This window comes from Streptomyces sp. NBC_00459 (assembly GCF_036013955.1).
Lineage (GTDB): Bacteria > Actinomycetota > Actinomycetes > Streptomycetales > Streptomycetaceae > Streptomyces.
In genome coordinates this window covers 7,029,627-7,052,810 of the sequence record NZ_CP107903.1, presented here as the reverse complement: position 1 = coordinate 7,052,810, position 23,184 = coordinate 7,029,627, and the positions used below count along the sequence as shown (strand labels likewise).

Here is a 23,184-nt window from a genome sequence, read left to right as displayed (position 1 = left end):
GTGGACGAGGGAGGGACGGAACGCTCGTGCAGTGGACAGTGGTCATACCCCTCAAACCCCTGGCTCGGGCCAAGAGCAGGCTCGCGGACACCGCCCACGACGGACTCCGCCCCGGTCTCGCCCTGGCCTTCGCCCAGGACACGGTGGCAGCGGTGCTCGCCTGCACGGCGGTCCACGATGTGGCGGTCGTCACGAACGACGCCCTGGCCGCCCGTGAGCTGGCGGCCCTGGGAGCCGCGATCGTCTCCGACGAGCCCCTGGGCGGCCTGAACGCCGCTCTGGCGCACGGAGCGGCGGTCGTACGGACTCGACGGCCCGACAGCCCTGTAGCCGCCCTGAACGCCGATCTGCCGGCCCTGCGCCCCCCGGAGCTTGCCCGCGTCCTGACTGCCGCCGCCGAATTCCCGCGCGCCTTCCTCGCGGACGCGGCCACCGTCGGCACCACTCTGCTGACCGCCCGGCCCGGTCAGGAATTGCTTCCGCATTTCGGTCCGCATTCCCGTATCCGCCACCAGGACTCCGGCGCCGTGGAACTCGGACTCACCTCGGTGAATTCCGTACGCCAGGACGTGGACACCGGCGACGATCTGCGGGCGGCGCTCGCCCTGGGCGTGGGGACACGGACGGCGACCGCCGTCGAGGGACTGCTGATCGCGGGCCAGTAGGCTGCCTCCATGCAGGCGACCGCGTACACCTACGACGCCGGAACACGCAGCGGCAGTGTGCTGCTCGACGACGGCACCCCCGTCACCTTCGACGCGCCGGCGTTCGACGCGGGCGGGCTGAGGCTGTTGCGGCCCGGGCAGCGGGTGCGCATCGAGGTCGAGGGAGCGGACGGCTCCCAGGGCGGGCCCGGGGGCACCCCCCGGATCACGCTCATCACGCTGCAGACCTTCTGAGACACCGACCTTCCGGGCGCCGCCCCTTCCGAGCGCCTCCAGGAGGTCCGGACACGCCGCGGGCCGGACTCCCTCGGGAAGTCCGGCCCGGCGCGTGAGTGCCCTTGCGCCCCTACTTGGTGCGGGCGGTGGCCTTCTTGGCGGTGGTGGTGCGAGCCGCCGACTTGCGGGCCGGGGCCTTGGTCGCCGCCGTCGCCTTCTTGGCCGCCGGGGCCTTCTTCGCGGCGGTCTTCTTCGCCGTGGCCGTGGTCTTCTTGGCCGTGGTCTTCTTCGCCGTGGCCGTGGTCTTCTTGGCCGTGGTCTTCTTCGCCGTCGCCGTCGTCTTCTTCGCCGGCGTCGCCTTCTTGGCCACGGTCTTCTTCGCGGCCGTCGCCTTCTTGGCGGTGGTGGCCTTCTTCGCCGCGGCCTTCTTGACCGTTGCGGCAGCACTGCCGCCGGTCAGGCTGCCCTTGGGCGCCTTCTTGACCGCGACCTCGCCGCCACGCGGGAGCTTCTTCGAGCCGCTCACCAGGTCCTTGAAGCCCTGGCCCGCACGGAAGCGGGGGACGGAGGTCTTCTTGACCCGAACCCGCTCACCCGTCTGCGGGTTGCGGGCGTAACGGGCCGGGCGGTCGACCTTCTCGAAGGATCCGAAGCCGGTGACCGAGACCCGGTCCCCGCTGACCGTCGCGCGGACGATGGCGTCCAGGACCGCGTCGACCGCCTCGGCGGCCTGCTGACGGCCACCGACCTTGTCCGCAATGGCTTCTACGAGCTGCGCCTTGTTCACGTCTTCCCCTTCGGAGACATTGCCAGAACGAAAGTGTTCAAGCTTTTTCGCACGTTAGGCAGATATATACCGCAAATCAAACACGAAACGGGCTAATCACCCTTGTGCCGCAACGAACTCGGGCTGTCACGGAGTTCCTCAGCGGTCCTCGTCGGGGATTCGACCCTCGTCGAGGTCCGCCGTGAAGCGTTCCAGCCGCCTTGTCGCGTCGGCGAGATCGTGCTTGGCCGCGGCCGTAATGACCAGCAGCTTCCGGGTCAGCGCCATCCGTACGCCCTCCGGGACTTGCAGTGCGCGCACTCTTGTGTGCGCTTCCTTCAGTTGGGCCGCGACCGCCGTGTAGAGCTCGAGTTGGCCGTCGCGTTCCATGCACAGATTGTGCCATCTGGGGCGAGTTGTCGCCTGCTCAGGGGGCAACTGCCGCCTCAAACGGCCTTCCGTGTCCACCTCGACGTCGATGTGTCAAGACCCGCGTACCCCATCAACACCCTTTCTAACATGGGAAGTTGGGAGGTCCTGGCGTGGTGCGCAAGAGGGCCCGGAGGCAGAAACAGCTGTACCCCCAATCGTGGCGATCGGGGGTACAGACGGGGTGTTGCAGTGGCCGAAACCCTACTTGCGAAGGGCCTTCCGGCTCAGACCTTGAGCGTCCACGGCTTGTGCGAGGGCCTCTTCGCCTCGTACGCCGAGATCTCGCCCTCGTTCTGCAGGGTGATGGAGATGTCGTCCAGCCCGTTCAGCAGCCGCCAACGGGCGTTCTCGTCGAGCTCGAAGGCCGCGGTGATGCCCTCGGCGCGCACCTCGCGGGCCTCCAGGTCGACCGTGATCTCGGCCTCGGGGTCGCTCTCCGTCAGCACCTGCAGCGCGTCCACGATCTTCTGCTCCAGAACCACCGTGAGCAGGCCGTTCTTGAGCGAGTTGCCGCGGAAGATGTCGGCGAAGCGCGACGAGATGACGGTCTTGAAGCCGTAGTTCTGCAGCGCCCAGACGGCGTGCTCGCGCGAGGAGCCCGTACCGAAGTCGGGGCCGGCGACCAGGACCGTCGCGCCCTTGCGCTCGGGCCGGTTGAGGACGAAGTTCTCGTCCTTGCGCCAGGCCTCGAACAATCCGTCCTCGAACCCGTCCCGCGTGACCTTCTTGAGCCAGTGAGCAGGGATGATCTGGTCGGTGTCGACGTTGCTGCGGCGCAGCGGGACGGCCCGGCCGGTGTGCGTGGTGAATGCTTCCATGGCTGATCAGACTCCAGCGGGCGTACGGGCATCGGCGTCGGACAGGTCGGCCGGGGAGGCCAGATGGCCCAGTACGGCCGTCGCGGCGGCGACCTGCGGCGACACCAGGTGCGTGCGGCCGCCCTTGCCCTGCCTGCCCTCGAAGTTGCGGTTGGAGGTGGACGCGGAGCGCTCACCGGGGGCCAGCTGGTCGGGGTTCATGCCCAGACACATCGAGCAGCCCGCGTGCCGCCATTCGGCGCCGGCCTCCTTGAAGACCACGTCCAGGCCCTCGGAGACGGCCTGCAGACCGACCCGCACCGAGCCGGGGACGACCAGCATCCGTACCCCGTCGGCGACTTTGCGGCCCCCGACGATGGCGGCGGCGGCGCGCAGGTCCTCGATGCGGCCGTTGGTGCACGAACCTACGAAGACGGTGTCCACCTTGATGGAGCGCAGCGACTGCCCGGCCTCCAACCCCATGTATTCCAGGGCCTTTTCGGCGGCGAGGCGCTCCGAAGCGTCTTCGTACGAAGCAGGGTCGGGGACGGACGACGAAAGCGGCGCGCCCTGGCCGGGGTTGGTGCCCCAGGTGACGAACGGCGCGAGCGCGGCGCCGTCGATGACGACCTCGGCGTCGAATTCCGCGTCGTCGTCGGTGCGCAGCGTCTTCCAGTACTCCACCGCCGCGTCCCAGTCCGCGTCGGCGGGCGCGTGGGGGCGGCCCTTGAGGTACTCGAAGGTGGTCTCGTCGGGGGCGATCATGCCCGCGCGGGCGCCGGCCTCGATCGACATGTTGCAGATGGTCATCCGGGCCTCCATCGAGAGCTTCTCGATGGCGGAACCGCGGTATTCCAGGATGTAGCCCTGGCCGCCGCCCGTACCGATCTTCGCGATGATGGCGAGGATCAGGTCCTTGGCGGTGACTCCGTCGGGCAGTTCGCCGTCGACCGTGATGGCCATGGTCTTGGGTCGGGCCAGCGGCAGCGTCTGGGTGGCCAGCACATGCTCGACCTGCGAGGTGCCGATGCCGAACGCCAGCGCGCCGAAGGCGCCGTGCGTGGAGGTGTGGGAGTCGCCGCAGACGACGGTGGTGCCCGGCTGGGTCAGCCCCAGCTGCGGTCCCACCACGTGGACGACGCCCTGCTCGACATCGCCCAGCGGGTGCAGCCGCACACCGAAGTCGGCGCAGTTCTTGCGCAGCGTCTCCAGCTGGACCCGGGAGACCGGGTCGGCGATGGGCTTGTCGATGTCGAGGGTCGGGGTGTTGTGGTCCTCGGTCGCGATGGTGAGGTCGAGGCGCCGCACCTTACGGCCGTTCTGGCGCAGACCGTCGAAGGCCTGCGGGCTGGTCACCTCGTGCAGCAGGTGCAAGTCGATGAAGAGGAGGTCGGGCTCGCCCTCGGCGCGCCGGACGACGTGGTCGTCCCAGACCTTCTCCGCGAGTGTCCTACCCATCGCTTTCCCTCCGGCCGGCCTGTGTGGGCGCCGGCCCATCTAGATAGAGATCTTGTGGAGGCGAACCGCCCGTACCCCTTGTCCGGGCATCCGCCGCCGGGCCCGTTGGTCGGCGGGCCGCTGTGTCTTCCAGAGTGGCGCGTTCCACCGGAAAATGAACTTGCGTTTCACAGAGTGAGACGCGAGTATCGTTTCATGGACAACAGTAGCGGCGTCGGCGTTCTGGACAAGGCAGCCCTTGTCCTGAGCGCTCTGGAGTCCGGTCCGGCCACCCTCGCGGGTCTGGTCGCGGCGACCGGACTGGCACGACCCACGGCACATCGTCTCGCCGTGGCCTTGGAACACCACCGCATGGTGGCGCGCGACATGCAGGGCCGTTTCATTCTCGGCCCCCGCCTGGCGGAACTGGCGGCGGCAGCGGGCGAGGACCGCCTCCTGGCGACGGCCGGCCCGGTTCTCACCCATGTCCGCGATCTGACGGGCGAGAGCGCGCAGCTCTACCGCCGCCAGGGCGACATGCGCATCTGCGTCGCCGCGGCCGAGCGCCTCTCGGGCCTCAGGGACACGGTCCCGGTCGGCTCGACGCTCACGATGAAGGCGGGCTCGTCGGCCCAGATCCTGATGGCGTGGGAGGAGCCGGAGCGTCTGCACCGCGGTCTCCAGGGCGCCCGCTTCACCGCGACAGCGCTGTCGGGCGTGCGCCGCCGGGGCTGGGCCCAGTCCATCGGCGAGCGCGAACCGGGCGTCGCCTCGGTCTCCGCCCCCGTCCGGGGCCCGTCGAACCGCGTGGTGGCCGCCGTCTCCGTCTCGGGCCCGATCGAACGCCTGACCCGCCACCCCGGCCGTATGCACGCCCAGGCGGTCATCGACGCGGCGGCCCGCCTGTCGGAGGCCCTGCGCCGCACAGGCTGACAGAGGGTACGAACGTCAGGAGAAGGCCAGCCTCAACGCCGCGGCGAGCCTTCACTGACAAACGCACCGAGGGACAGCCGCCTGCTTTCAGGGGCGCGGGGAACCGCGCGACCAGCCACAGCGCACCCGCACCCGCCCCACAACAGAACCCCTACGGCGCCGACCGATGAGCAAACCGCTCCTTACCGGTACGCCCCCGCCGCTCCACCGGCAACACCCCGTGCGCCGCCGCCAGCCCGAACGCCGGCATGTCCGCGTAGATCGACTCGTACGACCCCTCAGGCACCACATACGTCTCGTGCCACAGCCCCACATGCTGCCGAACCTTCCCCTCCCGCTCCTTGCGGTTGAGGGCACCCCACGCCTTGTGATGGAACATGTCCGACGCCGAGGCGTACGCGTACAGCTTCTCCTTGGACTCCCAGTACTGGACGACGTAGTACGTCCGTGGCGACGCCGTCAGCATCACGTGTTTCAGCAGCCCGCGCGAAGGATCCTTCGTCAGCTCCCGCAGCATCCGCGGCATGGCCGTGAACACCGGGAGCCAGTGATGCACGGCCCAGAAATGGTTGATGCGCATTCCGATGAGCAGAACGACGACATCCCCCTCGGCTGCCGCTGTCGTACGGCCCGCGTTGGGCTTCGCGAACATGGAACCTCCCCCGTCGGGACCGCGTCCCGTTGGCTAGCGGCACTATCCGACCACCGCGTGCTTGGATCGTGCCGTTGTCCGAGGAAAGGCACAAGGCATGCGGCTGGCCGAGTTGAGCGAGCGCAGCGGTGTGTCCACCGCCACGATCAAGTACTACCTGCGCGAGGGGCTGTTGGCGCCCGGCCGGCAGATCAACACGACGACCGCGGAGTACGACGAGGGTCATCTGCGCCGACTGCGACTGGTGCGTGCGCTGATCCAGGTGGGCCGTATCCCGGTCGCCACCGCCCGTGAGGTGCTCGGCCACGTCGACGACGATTCCCTGGGCCGCACGATCCGCCTGGGCGCGGCCTTGTGGGCGTTGCCGCAGGGCGCCGAGCCGGACGAGGAGGACCCCGCCGTGGTCGCCGCCCGCCGGGAGGTGGACCGACTGCTGGCGAGCCTCGGCTGGGAGACCGCGCGTGAGCTGAGCCCTCTCTCCCCCGTGCACCGCTCGCTGGTGGTGGCGGTGGCCGCGCTGATCCGGCTGGGGTATCCCTGGGACGCCGAACTGATGGCGCCGTACGCGGAGTTGATGCACCAGGTGGCGAGACGGGACCTGGACTATCTGGAGACGCACGCGTCGGACGCGGAGCGGGTCGAGACGGCGGTCGCGGCGACCGTGCTCTTCGAACCGGTGCTCACGGCACTGCACCGGCTGGCCCAGGAGGAGGAGTCGGCGCGGCGGTACGGGCTGTAGGCGGGCGCCTGGGCACGTGGCCGCAGGACGCCCACACATGACCGCACATGCAGAATGGCCCCCCGCCGAAGCGGAGGGCCACTGTGCCTGACGTACCCCCGACCGGATTCGAACCGGCGCTACTGCCGTGAGAGGGCAGCGTGCTAGGCCGCTACACAACGGGGGCAAGATCTTGAGTGGATCTGAGCTGGTCTACCTGGACTCGAACCAAGAATGACGGTACCAGAAACCGTAGTGTTGCCAATTACACCATAGACCAAGGCGATTTAGAGTAAATCGTACCCCCGACCGGATTCGAACCGGCGCTACTGCCGTGAGAGGGCAGCGTGCTAGGCCGCTACACAACGGGGGCCCTAGCGATCCTGCATGAGAGTCAGCGGGTGCGACCCGGTCTGACCCTCCGGGAAGGATCTGTACCCCCGACCGGATTCGAACCGGCGCTACTGCCGTGAGAGGGCAGCGTGCTAGGCCGCTACACAACGGGGGCTTGTGTGGATTCTGATCTCCACGGGTGCAGATTTGAAGCAATCTGCGAGCTGGCCTACCTGGACTCGAACCAAGACTAACGGAACCAGAAACCGTCGTGCTGCCAATTACACCATAGGCCACTGGAACGCGAGCCCCTGCGGAGCTCCTGTTCTAGCTTGCACCCCCGGTTCCCGGCCTTTCGGCCCGCTCTCCGGCGGCGCAGGAAGAACATTACCCGAAGGTGGACGGCGCTCCAAAACGGGTATCGGCGCCGAGGATCGCGGGGAGTTCGGCGAGAGAGGCGATCCGGTGCGGGCCGGTGGAAGCCTGCTCCGCGCCGCCGGGGCCGCCGCGGTCGATCCACACGGACAGCATCCCGGCGTCGACGGCGCCCCGTCCGTCGATCTCCGGATGGTCACCGACGTACGCCACCTGCTCCGGAGACAGGCCCAGGGCGTCGCAGGCGGCGTGGAAGGCCTGGGCGTCCGGCTTGTGGACACCCAGCTCGGCCGCGCACAGGACCGCCTCGAAACGGTCGCGGACGCCGAGCACGCGCAGCTTGCGGTCCTGCACGCGGAGGCTGGAGTTGGAGAGCACCCCGTGCCGGTGGCTGGCGGCGAGGAGGTCGAGGACGGGCAGCACGTCCGGGAAGAGCGCCCACGCGGCCTCGTAGTGCACGACGTAGCGGTCGAACCAGGCGTCGGCCTCTGCGTCGGTCAGCTCCTCGCCCAGGAACGTCCGCACCCGCTCACGGCGCTGCCCCTGGAAGTCGACCTCCCCCGCCGCGAACCGCGCCCACTGCCGGTCGGTGGCCTCCTGCCAGCGGTCGAGGGCCTGCTCGACGGTGGCGTACCCGTCGAGCAGGCCCTCGACGGCGAGCTGCTCCCGCATGCCGGCGCGGTTCGCCGTGGTGTAGTCGAAGAGGGTGTCGTCGATGTCCCAGACCACGGCTCGGATCGTCATGACACCGACGGTACCGCCCGAGCGGAACGGTCAGTCGTGCTGGCCCCACCACGTGAACCGGGACGGTTCGATGCCGTACTGCTCGACCACGCTGTACGGGCTGGTGTAGAGGCCGTCACCGCTGGAGGAGGTGCGCAGGTAGTTGCCGTTGGCGTTCCGGAACCTGTGGTCGTCGCCGTTCCACCACTGCCCGCCCGCGCTCCCGCAAGGGCTGGTCCAGACCGAGTTGGTGACGGTCTTCTCGTCGGTGGTGAGGCATTCGCCGTTGGCCCTGCTAACGAACCTGCGGTTGACCCCGTAGACGTTGGTGTACGTGTCGCTGCCCCAGGACCAGTTACGGGTGTCGAGGGCGTCGTTGCAGGTGGCTCCCCAGACCGCGTCGCTCACGGTCGACGAGGTGATACAGGCACCGGTGCGCTCGTTCGAGTACGACCACCAGGTCTCGGCGGACGCGGTGGACAGGGAGCCCGCGGCGGCGAGCATGAGGGCGCCCAGCCCCACGGGGACGGTGACTCGCAGTGTCCTTCTCCGAGAAGTCATGATCGCGACGATTCCGCGAGCGGCGAGCGCCCTCATGAATCATTTGTGAACATGCCATAACCACCGCACGAACAACGCGGGGCGGGCGACCACGGCCGCCGCCCCGCGTTTGGGTGCCGTGCTACGCCGTCAGCTTCGCCAGTGCCGCGTCGATGCGGACCAGCGTCTTCTCCTTGCCCAGGATCTCCAGGGACTCGAAGAGGGGCAGACCGATCGTGCGGCCGGTGACGGCCACGCGGACCGGGGCCTGGGCCTTGCCGAGCTTGAGGCCGTGGGCCTCGCCGGCGGCCAGGACGGCCTCCTTCAGGGACTCGGCGGAGGTCCAGTCCGCGGCCTCCAGCTTCTCCCTCGCCGTGATCAGCAGGGCGTCGCTGCCCTCCTTCATCGCCTTTGCCCACGACGCCTCGTCGGAGGCCGGCTCGGGCAGGAACAGGAAGTCGACGTTGTCCGTGATCTCCGAGAGGACCTTCAGGCGGGTCTGGGCGTGCGGGGCGATCGCCAGCCACTTCGTCTCGTCGAAGTCCTCCGGCGCCCAGGGGGCGAAGGGGGCGCGGAGCCAGGGCGCGCAGCGCTCCGTGAAGTCCTTCACGTCCAGCAGCCGGATGTGGTCGGCGTTGATCGCCTCGCACTTCTTCAGGTCGAAGCGGGCCGGGTTGGGGTTCACGTCCGACACGTCGAAGGCGGCGACCATCTCGTCGATCGCGAAGATGTCCTGGTCGGCCGAGAGCGACCAGCCCAGGAGGGAGAGGTAGTTGAGCAGGCCCTCCGGGAGGAAGCCGCGCTCCCGGTAGAGGTTCAGCGACGACTCCGGGTCGCGCTTCGAGAGCTTCTTGTTGCCCTCGCCCATCACGTACGGCAGGTGACCGAAGGAGGGCACGGACTTCGCGACGCCCAGTTCGATCAGCGCCTTGTACAGGGCGATCTGCCTCGGCGTCGACGACAGCAGGTCCTCGCCGCGCAGGACGTGCGTGATCTCCATCAGCGCGTCGTCGACCGGGTTGACCAGCGTGTACAGGGGTGCGCCGTTGGCTCGTACGATCCCGTAGTCCGGGACGTTCTCGGCCGTGAAGGTCAGTTCGCCGCGGACCAGGTCCGTGAAGGTGATCGTCTCGTCGGGCATCCGGAAGCGGACGATCGGCTTGCGGCCCTCGGCGGTGTACGCCGACACCTGCTCGTCGGTCAGTTCGCGGCAGTGGCCGTCGTAGCCGGAGGGCCGGCCGGCCGCGCGGGCGGCGTCGCGGCGGGCGTCCAGCTCCTCCGTCGAGCAGTAGCAGTGGTAGGCGCGGCCCGCTTCCAGGAGCCTGGCCGCCACGTCCTTGTAGGTGTCCATGCGCTGCGACTGGCGGTACGGGGCGTGCGGGCCGCCGATCTCGGGGCCCTCGTCCCAGTCGAAGCCCAGCCAGCGCAACGAGTCCAGCAGCTGCTCGTACGACTCCTCGGAGTCGCGGGCCGCGTCGGTGTCCTCGATGCGGAAGACGAAGGTGCCGCCGGTGTGGCGGGCGTACGCCCAGTTGAACAGGGCCGTACGGACCAGGCCCACGTGGGGGTTACCGGTGGGCGACGGGCAGAACCGTACTCGGACGGCGGGGTCGGATGCGCTAGCCACGCTTGACAACCTTGTTGGTGAGAGTGCCGATGCCTTCGATGGTGACGGCGACCTCGTCGCCGACGGTGAGCGGTCCGACGCCTGCCGGGGTGCCCGTGAGGATCACGTCGCCGGGGAGCAGCGTCATGGCCTCGGTGATGTTGACGATCAGGTCCTCGATGGAGTGGATCATCTCGCTGGTGCGGCCCAGTTGGCGTTGCTCGCCGTTGACCGTGAGCTGGATCGTGAGGTCGGACGGGTCGAGGTCCGTCTCCACCCAGGGGCCGAGGGGGCAGCTGGTGTCGAAGCCCTTCGCCCGGGCCCACTGCTTCTCGCGCTTCTGGACGTCCCGCGCGGTGATGTCGTTGGCGCAGGTGTAGCCGAGGATGACGTCCTTGACGCGCTCGCGCGGGACCTCGCGGCACATCCGGCCGATGACCACGGCGAGTTCGGCCTCGTGGTGCAGTTCCTCGGTGAAGGAGGGGTACCGGATGTCGTCGCCGGAGCCGATCACCGAGGTGGACGGCTTGAAGAAGGCGAACGGGACGTCGGGTACCTCGTTGCCCAGTTCCCTCGCGTGCTCCGCGTAGTTGCGGCCGTAGGCCACGACCTTGTTGGGGAGCACCGGCGGCAGCAGCCGGACCTTGTCGAGGGGGACCTTCGTGCCGGAGAGCTCGAAGTCGGCGAACGGGATGCCCTTGATGATGTCGAGGACTAGTTCGTCCGGCTTGTCGCCCTCGACCGCGCCGAAGGCGACGTTCCCGTCGATGGAGAATCTGGCGATGCGCACGGGATTCCTGCGCCCCTCTGCTGGTCCGGCTGGAGTCTGACGGTCCAGGCTAACGCGCCGTGGCCGGGCGCCTCGCGCAATATGGCGAGGGCGCCCGAGCCCTTCGTGGACCTCCGCCCTGCGGAGAGCGGACACGAGGAGGCACAGGCGCCCTTGACAGACGGACATTCACGGGGTCCGCCCTGAGCAGCGGGCGGCACTCGCGCGTACTACTCCCCGACGGAGGCCGCGACGGGGGCGTCCATGAGAATGGTGCGGCGGGGGTTGGCGGTCTGGGTGGGGAGGTCCACGGAGTGTTCCGGCTGCTCGACGGGCGTCAGCTCGTCGGCGTCCGTCAGGTGCGCCAGCGTCGTGCGGCGCGGGTTTGCGATGTTGTGGAACATCGTCGTCGTCTTCACTGTTGTAGCCCTCGACCCTGTCGTGTCCGGGCGCCCGGACGGGCGGGGAGCCGCCGTCCGCGCACGGGTTGTCGGATTTGCCATCTCTGTAAAGCGTCAGGCTAAACACGCGCTTCCCCGGGGAGGTCATCGAGACCCCCGAACAGCATGTGAGTTTGCTCACGAATCCATGGGCAAACGGGTCAATTCCGGCCCCCAACCCCCCTCCACGAAACGGACATTGCTTCACTGAAGCCCTCATTCCGCTCCTGATCATGGCGACCTGGACACCCGGACTATCCATGCGACTCGTGGATTTTCGTCCGGTATGCGGGGAATCGCTTTCTACGCCTCGTGACACAACGCTCACGAGGCGTCATCGTCGTCACACCGTGACCCGTTGGCCTTGTTGGAGATCCGGCACTGTGCTGGAATTCCACGAACCGCCGCGGGATGACGAGCCGGCGCACAGGGGGCGCGAACGCAGCGCCGAGCGGCGGCACGTTAGGGGGAACCGCGCCGGGTTACTCACGACCACCATGGGGGGCGTATTTCAGGGCGCCCCCTAGACGCCGACACCGTCCGTCCGTTCACGCGGAAGGGCGCCTGGTCCAGAGGTTGCGACGCTAGTGCAGGGACGTTTCAAGAGGGATGGCAGCGCTTCGGCGGAGCCGGAGCCACACAACGGAGCCGGTAACGGTTCCTCCCCCCAGCACGCCCAGAACCCGGGCCAGGCAGCTCTGACCGGCGACAACGGCGAGCGGTCGGCGCGTCTCGGCAGTGGTGCGCCCGGCGGCAAGGGCTCGGCCACCGGTGGGCCCGCGCCCGCCGCGCCGCCGGTGAAGCCCGCCAAGGGTTCGACCGGCCCCGGTGCGCGAATAGCCCTGCGCAACTGGCGTATCTCGACCCGTCTGGTCTCGCTGCTCGCGCTCCCCGTGGTCGCGGCGACCTCGCTCGGCGCGCTGCGCATCAGCGACAACATGGACGACATCCAGCAGCTCGACAACATGCGGCTGCTGACGGACATCACCAAGCAGGCGACCGAGCTCTCCGCCGCGCTCCAGGAGGAGCGCGACCAGTCGGCCGGTCCGCTCGCGCACGGCGCCCCCGCCACCGACTACAGCGTCAAGGGCGTACGCGACAAGACCGACCGGGCCCTCGCCAACTTCATCGACGGCTCCGAGGAGATCGACGCCGCCAGCAAGAGCGGCAACCTCCAGGGTGTTCGCGACAGCCTGGTGGGCCTCGTCTCCGCGCTCGGCAATCTCAGCGAGATCCGAAGCAACGCCTTCGAGGACCGGAACAACTCGACGCAGACGGTCGAGGCCTACCACCGGCTCGTCACCCAGTTGCTCGACCTCTCCCAGGACATGGCCGAGGCGACCAGCAACCCCGAGATGATCACGCGTACGCGCTCACTGGCCGCCTTCTCCTCGGCCAAGGAGTACGCGTCGATCCAGCGCGCGGTCATCGCGGCGGCGCTGCCCGAGGACAACAAGACGCAGGGCAAGCTGTCGGAGAACGACCGGCTCTACGCCGAGTCGGCGCTGAACAGCCAGGACTCCGAGCTCGACAGCTTCAAGAGCATCTACGGCGACGGCTCCGAGGACCTCCTCAAGCCGATCGACGACGGCAGCCCGACGATCACCGCCGCCGACGTCTACGCCAAGCGCATCCTGGACAGCAAGGAAGGTATCCAGGGGCTGCAGAAGCGCTCCTACAAGGACTGGATCGACGACGACTCGGCGAAGATCCAGCAGATGAAGACCATCGAGATCACGCTGCTCAGCGAGATGGAGCAGAAGGCTCGTGAGCTGCGCAACGAGGCCGAGCAGGAAGCGATCATCTCCGGTGCGCTGATCCTGCTCGTGCTCGGTGTCTCCCTGGTCGGCGCATTCGTCGTCGCCCGGTCCATGATCCGCTCGCTGCGCCGGCTCCAGGACACCGCGACCAAGGTCGCCCAGGACCGGCTGCCCGAGCTGGTCAAGCAGCTGTCCGAGTCCGACCCGCAGGACGTCGACACGTCCGTCGAGTCGGTCGGTGTGCACTCCCGGGACGAGATCGGCCAGGTGGCCGCGGCCTTCGACGACGTGCACCGCGAGGCCGTCCGGCTGGCCGCCGAGCAGGCCCTCCTGCGGGGCAACGTCAACGCGATGTTCACCAACCTCTCGCGCCGCTCCCAGGGCCTCATCCAGCGTCAGCTGTCGCTCATCTCCGAACTGGAGTCCCGCGAGGCCGACCCGGACCAGCTGTCCTCCCTCTTCAAGCTCGACCACCTCGCGACCCGTATGCGCCGGAACGGCGAGAACCTTCTCGTCCTCGCCGGTGAGGAGCCCGGCCGCCGCTGGACCCGTCCGGTCCCGCTGGTGGACGTGCTGCGCGCCGCCGCCTCCGAGGTGGAGCAGTACGAGCGCATCGAACTGTCGTCCGTGCCGACCACCGAAGTGGCCGGCCGGGTCGTCAACGACCTCGTCCACCTGCTCGCCGAGCTGCTGGAGAACGCCACGTCGTTCTCCTCCCCGCAGACCAAGGTCAAGGTCACCGGTCACGCGCTGCCCGACGGCCGCGTCCTGATCGAGATCCACGACACCGGCATCGGCCTCTCGCCCGAGGACCTCGCGGCGATCAACGAGCGGCTCGCCGCGCCGCCCACGGTGGACGTGTCGGTCTCCCGCCGCATGGGTCTGTTCGTGGTCGGCCGCCTCTCGCAGCGCCACGGCATCCGGATCCAGCTGCGTCCGTCCGACTCCGGTGGTACGACCGCGCTGGTCATGCTTCCCGTCGATGTCGCCCAGGGCGGCAAGAAGCCCGCTCCGGGCAAGGCCGGCCAGGGCGGTGCCCCCGCGGGCGGTCCCGCGGCGGCGCAGGCCGCCGCCGGTGTGGCCGCGGCTCGCCGGGGCGGTGGCCAGGGCGCTCCCGCCGGTGGCGGGCTCCTCGGCGCCGGTGGCGCGCCGCGCGGCCAGGTCGGCTCGGGCCAGGGTGCACGGGCCGCACTGCCCGGCCGGGACGCGGGCGGTCGCCCGGGTGGCCAGGGCGGAGCGCCGCGCGGGCCCCAGGGTCCCGGTGCTCCTCAGCAGGGCGGCAGGCCGGCTCCGGCGGGCGCGGGTGCGGGCGGCTTCGGCGGCCAGGCACCGGGTGCTCCGCAGGGCCTCCAGGCCGCCGGCGGCTTCGGTGACGGTCCGGGCGGACGCCAGGGCCAGGACGCCTTCGGCAACAACGGCAACACCAACGGACGTCAGGACTCCTTCGGCGGCTCGCGTGGTCCCGTACCGCCTCAGCGCGGGGAGGGCCAGGGCGGCGGGCGCCGTCCGCAGCTCCCGCCCCGGGGCGGTGCGCGTCCGGAACTGCCCGGTGGCAACGCGCCGGCGCGTCCGAGCTGGAGCGACGAGAACGCGCAGCCTCCGGTACCGCGTGCCTCGCTGGACACCCCGCGCGGTCACGAGGAGCCGGACTCCACCTCGCGGATGCCCCGCGTCGACGACCGGCACGGCCCGGCCTCGACGTCGGAGATGCCGGTGGTTCCGCGCCTCGACGATCTCCAGAACCCGGGTGTCACCTCCGAGTTCGCCCGCCCCGACTTCAACGCCCCGCGGCCGGGCGGCCCTTCGGACACCGGCCAGTTCCCGCTGCCCGGCTACAACGGCTCCGGCGACACCAACGGCCGGCAGAACAACGGGTCGTACGTCCGCTCGGACGTCTTCGGCACCCCGCCCGGCGGACCTCAGAACCCGCAGGGCAACGGGCAGTTCACACCGTCGTCGTACGACAGCGGTTCGACGGGCCAGTTCCCCGTGCCGACCGGGTACGACTCCGGCTCGACCGGCCAGTTCCCCGCGCCCACCGGCTTCGACGGCCGGGGCCCGGTGCCCCGCCGCCAGGACCCGTCGTCCACCGGCCAGTTCGAGCGCCCTCAGCCGGGCGCGGGCCGTGGCCCCGCGGACTTCGGCGGCGCCCGTCCGCCGGTCCCGCCGCGCCCGCCGCAGCCGGAGGCACTGCCGCCGGCCGGTCCCGGTGACGGTCGGACCCCGCTGTACGACACCCTGGAGACCAACTGGTTCCACGGGCAGGGTCAGCAGGGGCAGCAGCCGCCATCCAACGGCAGCAGCAGCAACGGGAGCAACGGCAACGGTTCGGCGCCCTCGCAGCCGTCCTCCGTGCCGGCTCCCCCGCGTCCGGCGACCGCGCCGGCCGCGACCGGCTCCTGGCGCACCTCGCCCAACGACGAACTGGTCCGGCAGGCCGAGCGCGTCCGCCAGCCGGCCGCCGGTGGCGTCACTACTTCCGGCCTTCCGCGCCGGGTCCCGCGTGCGAACCTCGTACCGGGTACGGCTCAGCAGCAACAGCACCAAAGCGGTCCGGCGGTCTCGCGTGCGCCCGATGACGTGCGCGGCCGGCTGACCAACCTCCGTAGGGGCATCGCCCAGGGTCGGCAGGCCGGTACCGGCTCCGACCAGACGGGCAGCTTCCCCAGCCCCACTCACCAGCAGGAGCGATAGTTGAGCCAGATGAGCCAGGCGGCACAGAACCTCAACTGGTTGATAACCAACTTCGTGGACAACACCCCCGGGGTGTCCCACACCGTCGTCGTGTCCGCCGACGGCCTCCTGTTGGCCATGTCGGAAGGCTTCCCCCGGGACCGTGCCGACCAGCTCGCGGCCGTCGCGTCCGGACTCACCTCGCTCACCGCGGGTGCCTCGCGCATCTTCGAGGGCGGCACGGTGGCCCAGACGGTCGTCGAGATGGAACGAGGCTTCCTCTTCCTCATGTCCGTCTCGGACGGATCGTCGTTGGCGGTCCTTTCCCACCCCGAGTGCGACATCGGCCTTGTCGGCTACGAGATGGCGCTTCTGGTCGACCGGGCGGGCGCAGTGCTCACTCCCGACCTGCGTGCCGAACTACAGGGCAGTCTTCTCCACTGACCGCTCCGGATCCACCCGCCTCACCAAAACACCGTCCGGCCGCCACATCTCCCCCACCGGCCCTGTCAGACGGCACGACTGACCGACGCTGTCCCGCCCGGAGGATTCATGACCCCGCCCACCGCCTCTCATGATCCGTACGCTCATACGTACGAGGATGAGGGCGACCAGCCGCTGGTAAGGCCGTACGCCATGACCGGCGGCCGGACCCGGCCGCGCTACCAGCTCGCCATCGAGGCGTTGATCAGCACGACGGCCGACCCGGCCCAGCTGATGGGTCTGCTGCCCGAGCACCAGCGCATCTGCCACCTGTGCCGCGAGGTCAAGTCGGTGGCCGAGGTGTCGGCACTCCTCGCCATGCCTCTCGGTGTGGCCCGCATCCTCGTCGCGGACCTCGCCGAGGCCGGACTGGTCGCCATCCACCAGCCGGGCGGCGACGAGAACAACGGCGGTGCACCAGCGGTGACACTGCTCGAAAGGGTGCTCAGTGGACTTCGCAAGCTCTGACGGGGGCCGGGCCACCACCTCCGCGAAGATCGTGGTCGCGGGTGGATTCGGCGTGGGCAAGACCACGTTCGTGGGCGCCGTCTCGGAGATCAACCCGCTGCGTACCGAGGCCGTGATGACGTCGGCCTCGGCGGGTATCGACGACCTCACCCACACCGGGGACAAGACCACCACCACGGTGGCCATGGACTTCGGCCGTATCACCCTGGACCAGGACCTGATCCTGTACCTCTTCGGTACGCCGGGCCAGGACCGTTTCTGGTTCATGTGGGACGACCTGGTGCGCGGCGCGATCGGCGCCGTGGTCCTGGTCGACACCCGCCGGCTCGCGGACTGTTTTCCCGCGGTCGACTACTTCGAGAACAGCGGCCTGCCCTTCGTCATCGCCCTCAACGGCTTCGACGGGCACCAGCCGTACAACCCCGAAGAGGTGCGTGAGGCGCTCCAGATCGGCCCGGACGCTCCGATCATCACGACGGACGCCCGGCACCGCTCGGATGCGAAGAGTGCGCTGATCACGCTGGTCGAGCACGCGCTCATGGCGCGCCTGCGGTAGATCAATTCGACTATGCCCTACGGCAGTTGTCGTAGATACACCGGAGTCGACTGTGGCCTTTGACACGGTCGACCCCGGTGTTCATAACGTTTCGACAGAGATATCCGGTGGTATGGCCACGCGTCGCGGTCGCCCGGTCTCGCTGTGCTCACATCGGCCCCGCCTTTTGGCGGGGCTCGTTCTTTATGACCGTTTTATCTGGGGCTTACATCGCTATGGATCTTCGCATTCCGACGTTTGGAAGAGCGAAGGCCGACGTGCTGGAATGCCTGAACTGCCTAATAGTCAAAGACGTACCCCTGTGGAGGGTCTTTGACTTACCGGCTCTGAGAGACTGCGGCACAACGTTGGTGCCTTCCGCCGAGAGGTTGTTGGTCGAGTGAGGCGAAGCAAGAACGGTCCCGAGCCGTCGGCACGGGGCAACTTCACCCCGCCGCCGCGCGGAGCGGCGCCCGGCCCTGTGCCCGGCTCCGAGCCGATGGCGCCACCCGCTCCGAGCGGCAGCCGATTCTCCCCGCGCAACTGGCGCGTGCCGACCAGGCTGAACGCGATCCTGCTCATACCCGTGGTGGTCGGCCTGATCATGGGCGGCTTCCAGGTGAAGAGCTCGATCGACACCTGGCAGCAGGCCGAGGACGCGGAGAAGACCGCCCGCTTCGTGCAGGCGGCCCTGGTCTACGGCGACGCGCTCTTCCAGGAGCGCGACATCACCGCGGCCCCCCTGCTCCAGGGCAAGGGCGAGGACGACGAGACGGTCGTCAAGGCCCGCGCGGTCACCGACAAGGCCGCCGACGCCTTCGACGCCGCCGCGCAGAACATCCCGCAGCGGGCGAGCCTGGAGCGCCGCCTGAAGCTCTTCCGCGAGGTCGAGCCCCAGCTGGAGACGGTCCGGGCGGCCGCGTACACCTCCAAGCTCACCGGTGTGCAGTCCGAGGAGAGCTACACCGCCATCACGCACACGCTGATGGAGTTCTCCAACGAGCTGGGCCTGGGCACGGGCAACAAGACGTACTCGACGGCCTACGGCCGTACGGTCTACGCCCTCTCGCTCACCAAGGCCGCGCTGTCGCTGGAGCGTGCCATCGGCATGCACCTGCTGATCAAGCCCGGCCCCGGCGAGAGCAACTTCCAGAGCCAGAAGATCGCTCTCTCCTCGTACGCGTACCTGGAGCGGATCGCCATCGCCGAGTACATCGGCGGCGGCACCGAGTCGGACGCCAAGAAGCTGCAGGACGCGAGCGCACAGGTCACGGCCCAGGGCAAGGAGATGGCCGCGCAGGCCACCCAGGCCGCGGCGGCCAAGGGGGAGACGTACGTCCCGCCGCCCTCCGACCCCAGCCAGATGATCGCGGCCCTCGCCTCGCTCTCCACGACCGACACCAGTGACCGCGCCAACCTCGCGGCGAAGGGCATCACGCCCCAGAACTGGTGGGCGGTCAACACGCTCAAATACAACATGTACCTGAAGCTGGAGTCGAACCTCTCGCAGAGCGCGGTGGACGAGGCCGCCGGCATCTCCGACGACGCCAAGCGCGACGCGTTCATCGTGGGTGCGGCCGTCGTGGTCGCCCTGCTCGCCGCGTTCATCCTGGCCGGCATGGTGGCCCGCCAGATGAGCCGCGCGATGCGCCAGCTGCGCAACGCCGCCTTCGGTATCGCCGAGCAGCGCCTGCCGATGCTGGTCGACCAGCTCTCGCGCACCGACCCCGGACGCGTGGACACCCGGGTCGCCGCCATCCCCATCAACACCACGGACGAGATCGGCGAGGTCGCCCGCGCCTTCGACCAGGTCCACCGCGAGGCGGTCCGACTGGCCGCCGAGCAGGCCCTGCTCCGAGGCAACATCAACGCGATCTTCACCAACCTGTCGCGCCGCAACCAGTCCCTGATCGAGGGCCAGCTGACCCTGATCACGGACCTGGAGAACAACGAGGCCGACCCGGACCAGCTGGAGAACCTCTTCCGTCTGGACCACCTCGCGACCCGTATGCGCCGCAACGGCGAGAACCTCCTCGTCCTCGCCGGCGAGGAGCCGGGCCGCCGCTGGGACCAGCCGGTCCCGCTGGTCGACGTCCTGCGTGCCGCCTCCTCCGAGGTGGAACAGTACGAGCGTGTCGAGCTGTCGGGCGTACCGGAGGCCGAGATCCACGGCCGCGCGGTCACCGACCTCGTGCACCTGCTCGCCGAGCTGCTGGAGAACGCGACGACGTTCTCCTCCCCGCAGACCAAGGTCCGCGTCACCGCGACCCGTCTCCCCGACGGCCGCATCATGGTCGAGATCCACGACAAGGGCATCGGCCTCACCGCCGAGGACTTCGCGGACATCAACCACAAGCTGGCCAACCCGCCGACCGTGGACGCCGCGATCTCCCAGCGCATGGGCCTGTTCGTGGTCGGCCGGCTGTCCGACCGGCACGGCATCCGCGTCCAGCTCCGCCCCTCGGGCGAGCAGGCCGGTACGACCTCGCTGGTCATGCTCCCGGACGCCATCACCCACGGTGGCGGTGGCGAGCAGCAGATGCAGCGCGACGAGTTCACCGTCTCGCAGATCATCCCCGAGCAGCAGCAACAGCAGCAGTACGTCGGCGAGAACTTCCAGGCCGGCCAGATGCAGCCGATGCGTACGGCGGCCGAGCTCGGCTTCGACGACAGCCGCTACACCGAGGTCCCTGACGACATCCGTGAGCTGGACCCGGTGGGCCGCTCCCTGATGCGTGAGGAGCGCCGGGCGCAGCTGGAGGCCCAGGCACACCCCGAGTCGGGCCCGCAGGACGCCAACGAGGCCCCCGCGTACGGCGACGACTTCAGCGCGCCGAACAGCCAGACCCCGGCCCTGGAGGAGCCCTTCGTGGGCTACGACCAGCAGACCGGGTACGAGGAGCGGCAGCAGCCGTCGTACGAGGAGCCGTACTTCAACGGGAACAACGGTTTCCCGCAGACGGACGACTTCCAGGCGACCGGCAGCGAGTACCCGTCGACGAACGGCGGCTACCCGTCCTCGAACGGCAACGGTGGCTACCCGGAGCCCGCGTACGCGGAGCCCGTCCAGGAGGAGCCCGCCCCGGTCCACGCCTCCGCCCCGGAGAGCTTCTCGGCCTTCGAGGAGCGGCGGTACCAGGACGACTGGCCGCAGCCGGACGGTTACCAGAACGGGCACAGCTCCGAGTACGCTCCGGAAACGGAATCCGCGCAGGCCGCTGACGTGAGTGAGCGAAATCACGTAGGCTTCGAGCGTCCGGGACCGGCGCCCTCCGCCGCCCACGCGCTGACCGATGCCGGGCTCCCCCGCCGTGGATCCACCACGAGCGGTACCAGCAACGGCACCTCCCGGCAGCACGTGGGCCAGGAGACTCCGGCCCCCGCCCCCGTCTCCGTCCCCGCGGAGCAGAACGGCAACGCGAACGGAAACGGGAACGGAACCGGTCCCGACGACTGGCGCTCGGCCAACGACGAGCGCTGGCAGCAGGCCTCACAGCTCCGCAAGCCCAAGGCGGGCGGGGTGACCTCCTCCGGCCTGCCGCGCCGGGTACCGAAGGCCAACCTGATCGAGGGAGCCGCGGAAGCGACTCTCCAGAGCGGCCCGTCGGTCTCCCGCGCCCCCGAGGACATCCGGGGCAGGTTGAGCAACCTGCGCCGGGGCGTCCAGCGGGGACGCACCGCAGGTAGTGAGACGAACGGCCAGGCCACCAGGAACCATCATGGTGGGCCTGACAGCACCTACAACCAGGAGCGTTAGTGTGAGTCCGATGAGCCAGGCGGCGCAGAACCTGAACTGGTTGATCACCAATTTCGTGGACAACACCCCTGGGGTGTCGCACACAGTGGTGGTCTCCGCCGACGGACTCCTGCTGGCGATGTCCGAAGGCTTTCCGCGGGACCGTGCGGACCAGCTCGCCGCTGTCGCCTCCGGTCTGACCTCTCTCACCGCGGGTGCCTCGCGCATCTTCGAGGGCGGCAGCGTGAACCAGACGGTCGTGGAGATGGAACGGGGATTCCTGTTCATCATGTCCGTTTCCGACGGTTCCTCCCTCGCGGTGCTTGCACATCCCGAGGCCGATATCGGTCTCATTGGGTACGAGATGGCGCTTCTGGTCGACCGTGCCGGTACGGTCCTGACACCCGATCTGCGTGCGGAGCTCCAAGGGAGCCTTCTCAACTAACAGTCAGACGGTGCGTTTTGGCGTCTCGGGGCGGTAGGTTTCGGACGCGGCTCCACAGTGATGCGGTGCCCGGCACAGTCGGAGGAGGAGAAGAAAGTGGCAACACCCCCAGGCGGTTCGCCCTCGGGCAATTGGTCGTACGGCCCTGGCCAGGGTCAGGGCCAGGGTGACCAGAACCGGTACAACTTCCCCTCCGCACCGAGTCACCGTCGGCAGCAGCCGTACGCACCCCAGAACCCTCAGGGTCCCGGGCCGTCGCCGTACGACCAGCCGCCGGCGCCACGCATCCAGCCCGTGCAGCCGCAGCGCCGTTCTTCGGAGCCGTCGCCCGCCGGGGGTGCGAGCAATCCCCTGGTGCGTCCGTACGCCATGACCGGCGGCCGGACCCGCCCCCGCTACCAGCTCGCCATCGAGGCGCTGGTGCACACCACTGCGCAGCCTCACCAGATGCAGGGCCAGTTGCCCGAGCATCAGCGAATCTGCAACCTCTGCCGAGAGATCAAGTCGGTGGCCGAGATCTCGGCGTTGCTGACCATCCCCCTCGGCGTGGCCAGGATCCTCGTCGCCGACTTGGCGGAGGCAGGCCTGGTCGCCATCCATCAGCCCGGCGGCGACGAAAGCGCCGGCGGGCAGCCAGACGTGACTTTGCTCGAAAGGGTGCTCAGTGGACTTCGCAAGCTCTAGCGGAGGGCCTTCCCGCTCCACCACGTCCGCGAAAATCGTGGTGGCGGGCGGCTTCGGCGTGGGCAAGACCACGTTCGTCGGGGCCGTCTCGGAGATCAATCCGCTGCGTACCGAGGCCGTGATGACGTCCGCGTCGGCGGGCATCGACGACCTGACGCACACCGGGGACAAGACGACGACGACCGTCGCCATGGACTTCGGCCGCATCACCCTGGACCAGGACCTGATCCTGTACCTCTTCGGTACGCCCGGCCAGGACCGCTTCTGGTTCATGTGGGACGACCTGGTGCGCGGCGCGATCGGCGCGATCGTCCTCGTCGACACGAGGCGCCTTGCGGACTGCTTCCCGGCTGTCGATTACTTCGAGAACTCGGGGCTTCCCTTCGTGATCGCCCTGAACGGGTTCGACGGCAACCAGCCGTACAACCCGGACGAGGTCCGGGAGGCTCTGCAGATCGGGCCCGACACTCCGATCATCACGACGGACGCGCGTCACCGTGCGGACGCGAAGAGCGCGCTCATCACTCTCGTGGAGCACGCGCTGATGGCTCGACTGCGGTAGGTACGTGGTTCTTGCGGCCACTGGGCTGCCATGGACGGTTGTACGCCGTCTGCGGCAGCCCAGTGGCTTGTCGCGCAGTTCCCCGCGCCCCTAAAGACGGGGCTCCGCCCCGGTCTTTGCCTGCCCGCAGCCGACGCACACACGAAGTGGCCCCCTTCCGCAGTGCGGAAGGGGGCCACTTCAGTAATCAGGCTCAGTGCCAGCTGTGCGGGGCGCGGAAGCCGCCCTCTCGCTCCAGACGGCGCCAGCCGGCCTTCGGGCGTCCGCGGTGGGCCGGGGCCGTCGCCGGTGCCGATGCCGCACGGGCCAGGAGGATCGCCGTGATGGCGGCGACTTCCTCGGGCTCGGCGTGGCCCTTCTCGACGCGAATGTCAGAAGTGTTCATAGGTCACAGTCTCCGTGAGAGAGGTTTCCGCGAATGGACCGCGAAGGATCC

23 protein-coding genes and 5 tRNA genes are annotated in these 23,184 nt (G+C 69.2%); 12 read left to right on the top strand and 16 right to left on the bottom strand.

Going from position 1 to position 23,184, the window contains the following annotated elements; translation table 11 throughout:
• The first annotated feature begins 26 nt into the window (after positions 1-26).
• Together cofC and OHN74_RS31305 are read left to right on the top strand one after the other, a co-directional pair.
• Complete coding sequence (gene cofC, locus OHN74_RS31310) at positions 27-665, top strand: 2-phospho-L-lactate guanylyltransferase (RefSeq protein ID WP_327697914.1); 639 nt, start codon at positions 27-29, stop codon at positions 663-665.
• A 9-nt stretch (positions 666-674) separates the two neighbouring features.
• A complete protein-coding gene (locus tag OHN74_RS31305; RefSeq protein ID WP_327697913.1) occupies positions 675-899 on the top strand; it encodes a hypothetical protein in 225 nt (74 codons plus the stop codon).
• A gap of 112 nt (positions 900-1,011) precedes the next feature.
• On the opposite strand, the gene OHN74_RS31300 is transcribed toward OHN74_RS31305, so the two are convergent.
• From OHN74_RS31300 to leuC, 4 genes are all read right to left on the bottom strand, one after another.
• A complete protein-coding gene (locus OHN74_RS31300; RefSeq protein WP_327697912.1) occupies positions 1,012-1,668 on the bottom strand; it encodes an HU family DNA-binding protein in 657 nt (218 codons plus the stop codon).
• 138 nt (positions 1,669-1,806) lie between these two features.
• Positions 1,807-2,037 carry a hypothetical protein gene (locus OHN74_RS31295; protein ID WP_327697911.1) on the bottom strand — a complete coding sequence of 77 codons (231 nt, stop codon included), beginning with the start codon at positions 2,035-2,037 and terminating at the stop codon, positions 1,807-1,809.
• Between the two features lie 266 nt (positions 2,038-2,303).
• A complete protein-coding gene (gene leuD / locus OHN74_RS31290; RefSeq protein ID WP_327697910.1) occupies positions 2,304-2,897 on the bottom strand; it encodes a 3-isopropylmalate dehydratase small subunit in 594 nt (197 codons plus the stop codon).
• 6 nt (positions 2,898-2,903) lie between these two features.
• Positions 2,904-4,334, bottom strand: coding sequence for a 3-isopropylmalate dehydratase large subunit (gene leuC / locus OHN74_RS31285; RefSeq protein WP_327697909.1), 1,431 nt, complete (start codon positions 4,332-4,334; stop codon positions 2,904-2,906).
• 195 nt (positions 4,335-4,529) lie between these two features.
• Here leuC and ndgR point away from each other — a divergent pair, with 195 nt between their 5' ends.
• A complete protein-coding gene (gene ndgR, locus OHN74_RS31280) occupies positions 4,530-5,246 on the top strand; it encodes an IclR family transcriptional regulator NdgR (RefSeq protein WP_055524291.1) in 717 nt (238 codons plus the stop codon).
• Positions 5,247-5,397: 151 nt separating this feature from the next.
• Here ndgR and OHN74_RS31275 read toward each other — a convergent pair whose 3' ends face one another.
• A complete protein-coding gene (locus tag OHN74_RS31275) occupies positions 5,398-5,898 on the bottom strand; it encodes a DUF4188 domain-containing protein (RefSeq protein WP_327697908.1) in 501 nt (166 codons plus the stop codon).
• A gap of 97 nt (positions 5,899-5,995) precedes the next feature.
• Here OHN74_RS31275 and OHN74_RS31270 point away from each other — a divergent pair, with 97 nt between their 5' ends.
• Entirely contained in the window at positions 5,996-6,637 is a 642-nt protein-coding gene (locus OHN74_RS31270; protein WP_327697907.1) for a MerR family transcriptional regulator, read from the top strand.
• A gap of 93 nt (positions 6,638-6,730) precedes the next feature.
• Here OHN74_RS31270 and OHN74_RS31265 read toward each other — a convergent pair.
• From OHN74_RS31265 to OHN74_RS31220, 10 genes are all read right to left on the bottom strand, one after another.
• Positions 6,731-6,803, bottom strand: a tRNA-Glu gene (locus OHN74_RS31265).
• A 21-nt stretch (positions 6,804-6,824) separates the two neighbouring features.
• Positions 6,825-6,896: transfer RNA gene (locus tag OHN74_RS31260), tRNA-Gln, on the bottom strand.
• A 20-nt stretch (positions 6,897-6,916) separates the two neighbouring features.
• Positions 6,917-6,989: transfer RNA gene (locus OHN74_RS31255), tRNA-Glu, on the bottom strand.
• A gap of 62 nt (positions 6,990-7,051) precedes the next feature.
• Positions 7,052-7,124, bottom strand: a tRNA-Glu gene (locus tag OHN74_RS31250).
• 49 nt (positions 7,125-7,173) lie between these two features.
• A tRNA-Gln gene (locus OHN74_RS31245) sits at positions 7,174-7,245 on the bottom strand.
• 91 nt (positions 7,246-7,336) lie between these two features.
• Positions 7,337-8,068, bottom strand: coding sequence for an HAD family hydrolase (locus OHN74_RS31240; protein ID WP_327697906.1), 732 nt, complete (start codon positions 8,066-8,068; stop codon positions 7,337-7,339).
• Between the two features lie 30 nt (positions 8,069-8,098).
• Positions 8,099-8,608 carry an RICIN domain-containing protein gene (locus OHN74_RS31235; protein WP_327697905.1) on the bottom strand — a complete coding sequence of 170 codons (510 nt, stop codon included), beginning with the start codon at positions 8,606-8,608 and terminating at the stop codon, positions 8,099-8,101.
• Between the two features lie 121 nt (positions 8,609-8,729).
• Positions 8,730-10,214 carry a glutamate--tRNA ligase gene (gene gltX, locus OHN74_RS31230; RefSeq protein ID WP_327697904.1) on the bottom strand — a complete coding sequence of 495 codons (1,485 nt, stop codon included), beginning with the start codon at positions 10,212-10,214 and terminating at the stop codon, positions 8,730-8,732.
• The gene (locus tag OHN74_RS31225; protein ID WP_327697903.1) at positions 10,207-10,983 is read right to left on the bottom strand and encodes a fumarylacetoacetate hydrolase family protein; all 777 of its coding nucleotides are present in this window, start codon (positions 10,981-10,983) and stop codon (positions 10,207-10,209) included. Before OHN74_RS31225 ends, gltX begins: the two co-directional genes overlap by 8 nt.
• A gap of 209 nt (positions 10,984-11,192) precedes the next feature.
• Positions 11,193-11,381, bottom strand: a complete 189-nt coding sequence (locus tag OHN74_RS31220; protein ID WP_189149967.1) for a hypothetical protein — start codon at positions 11,379-11,381, stop codon at positions 11,193-11,195.
• A 608-nt stretch (positions 11,382-11,989) separates the two neighbouring features.
• On the opposite strand from OHN74_RS31220, the gene OHN74_RS31215 reads away from it, so the two are divergent.
• The 8 genes from OHN74_RS31215 to OHN74_RS31180 all read left to right on the top strand — a co-directional run bounded on the left by OHN74_RS31215 (position 11,990) and on the right by OHN74_RS31180 (position 22,748).
• Positions 11,990-15,856: a sensor histidine kinase gene (locus OHN74_RS31215; protein WP_327697902.1), complete on the top strand. Its 3,867-nt coding sequence runs from the start codon at positions 11,990-11,992 to the stop codon at positions 15,854-15,856.
• A 9-nt stretch (positions 15,857-15,865) separates the two neighbouring features.
• Positions 15,866-16,279: a roadblock/LC7 domain-containing protein gene (locus OHN74_RS31210; RefSeq protein ID WP_010984127.1), complete on the top strand. Its 414-nt coding sequence runs from the start codon at positions 15,866-15,868 to the stop codon at positions 16,277-16,279.
• A 108-nt stretch (positions 16,280-16,387) separates the two neighbouring features.
• Positions 16,388-16,786, top strand: a complete 399-nt coding sequence (locus OHN74_RS31205; RefSeq protein ID WP_006375303.1) for a DUF742 domain-containing protein — start codon at positions 16,388-16,390, stop codon at positions 16,784-16,786.
• Positions 16,767-17,342 carry a GTP-binding protein gene (locus OHN74_RS31200; protein WP_006375318.1) on the top strand — a complete coding sequence of 192 codons (576 nt, stop codon included), beginning with the start codon at positions 16,767-16,769 and terminating at the stop codon, positions 17,340-17,342. The genes OHN74_RS31205 and OHN74_RS31200 overlap by 20 nt, the downstream gene beginning before the upstream one ends.
• 379 nt (positions 17,343-17,721) lie before the next feature.
• Positions 17,722-21,078 carry a sensor histidine kinase gene (locus OHN74_RS31195; RefSeq protein ID WP_327697901.1) on the top strand — a complete coding sequence of 1,119 codons (3,357 nt, stop codon included), beginning with the start codon at positions 17,722-17,724 and terminating at the stop codon, positions 21,076-21,078.
• Positions 21,079-21,088: 10 nt separating this feature from the next.
• The gene (locus tag OHN74_RS31190) at positions 21,089-21,502 is read left to right on the top strand and encodes a roadblock/LC7 domain-containing protein (RefSeq protein ID WP_005479603.1); all 414 of its coding nucleotides are present in this window, start codon (positions 21,089-21,091) and stop codon (positions 21,500-21,502) included.
• A 96-nt stretch (positions 21,503-21,598) separates the two neighbouring features.
• On the top strand, positions 21,599-22,186 hold the full coding sequence (locus OHN74_RS31185) for a DUF742 domain-containing protein (RefSeq protein ID WP_327697900.1): 588 nt from the start codon (positions 21,599-21,601) through the stop codon (positions 22,184-22,186).
• Positions 22,167-22,748, top strand: a complete 582-nt coding sequence (locus tag OHN74_RS31180) for a GTP-binding protein (protein ID WP_026248371.1) — start codon at positions 22,167-22,169, stop codon at positions 22,746-22,748. The genes OHN74_RS31185 and OHN74_RS31180 overlap by 20 nt, the downstream gene beginning before the upstream one ends.
• Before the next feature lie 193 nt (positions 22,749-22,941).
• Here the strand turns inward: OHN74_RS31180 and OHN74_RS31175 are convergent, their stop codons facing one another.
• Positions 22,942-23,133 (bottom strand): acyl-CoA carboxylase subunit epsilon, encoded by a 192-nt coding sequence (locus OHN74_RS31175; protein WP_327697899.1) that lies wholly within the window; start codon positions 23,131-23,133, stop codon positions 22,942-22,944.
• Positions 23,134-23,184 lie beyond the last annotated feature (51 nt).

Bases quoted from the DNA above. Each gene is read 5' to 3' on its own strand.
- OHN74_RS31305 (WP_327697913.1), top strand. From the start codon at position 675: ATGCAGGCGACCGCGTACACCTACGACGCCGGAACACGCAGCGGCAGT.
- OHN74_RS31295 (WP_327697911.1), bottom strand. From the start codon at position 2,037: ATGGAACGCGACGGCCAACTCGAGCTCTACACGGCGGTCGCGGCCCAA.
- leuD (WP_327697910.1), bottom strand. From the start codon at position 2,897: ATGGAAGCATTCACCACGCACACCGGCCGGGCCGTCCCGCTGCGCCGC.
- leuC (WP_327697909.1), bottom strand. From the start codon at position 4,334: ATGGGTAGGACACTCGCGGAGAAGGTCTGGGACGACCACGTCGTCCGG.
- ndgR (WP_055524291.1), top strand. From the start codon at position 4,530: ATGGACAACAGTAGCGGCGTCGGCGTTCTGGACAAGGCAGCCCTTGTC.
- OHN74_RS31275 (WP_327697908.1), bottom strand. From the start codon at position 5,898: ATGTTCGCGAAGCCCAACGCGGGCCGTACGACAGCGGCAGCCGAGGGG.
- OHN74_RS31270 (WP_327697907.1), top strand. From the start codon at position 5,996: ATGCGGCTGGCCGAGTTGAGCGAGCGCAGCGGTGTGTCCACCGCCACG.
- OHN74_RS31240 (WP_327697906.1), bottom strand. From the start codon at position 8,068: ATGACGATCCGAGCCGTGGTCTGGGACATCGACGACACCCTCTTCGAC.
- OHN74_RS31235 (WP_327697905.1), bottom strand. From the start codon at position 8,608: ATGACTTCTCGGAGAAGGACACTGCGAGTCACCGTCCCCGTGGGGCTG.
- OHN74_RS31210 (WP_010984127.1), top strand. From the start codon at position 15,866: ATGAGCCAGGCGGCACAGAACCTCAACTGGTTGATAACCAACTTCGTG.
- OHN74_RS31205 (WP_006375303.1), top strand. From the start codon at position 16,388: ATGACCCCGCCCACCGCCTCTCATGATCCGTACGCTCATACGTACGAG.
- OHN74_RS31190 (WP_005479603.1), top strand. From the start codon at position 21,089: ATGAGCCAGGCGGCGCAGAACCTGAACTGGTTGATCACCAATTTCGTG.
- OHN74_RS31175 (WP_327697899.1), bottom strand. From the start codon at position 23,133: ATGAACACTTCTGACATTCGCGTCGAGAAGGGCCACGCCGAGCCCGAG.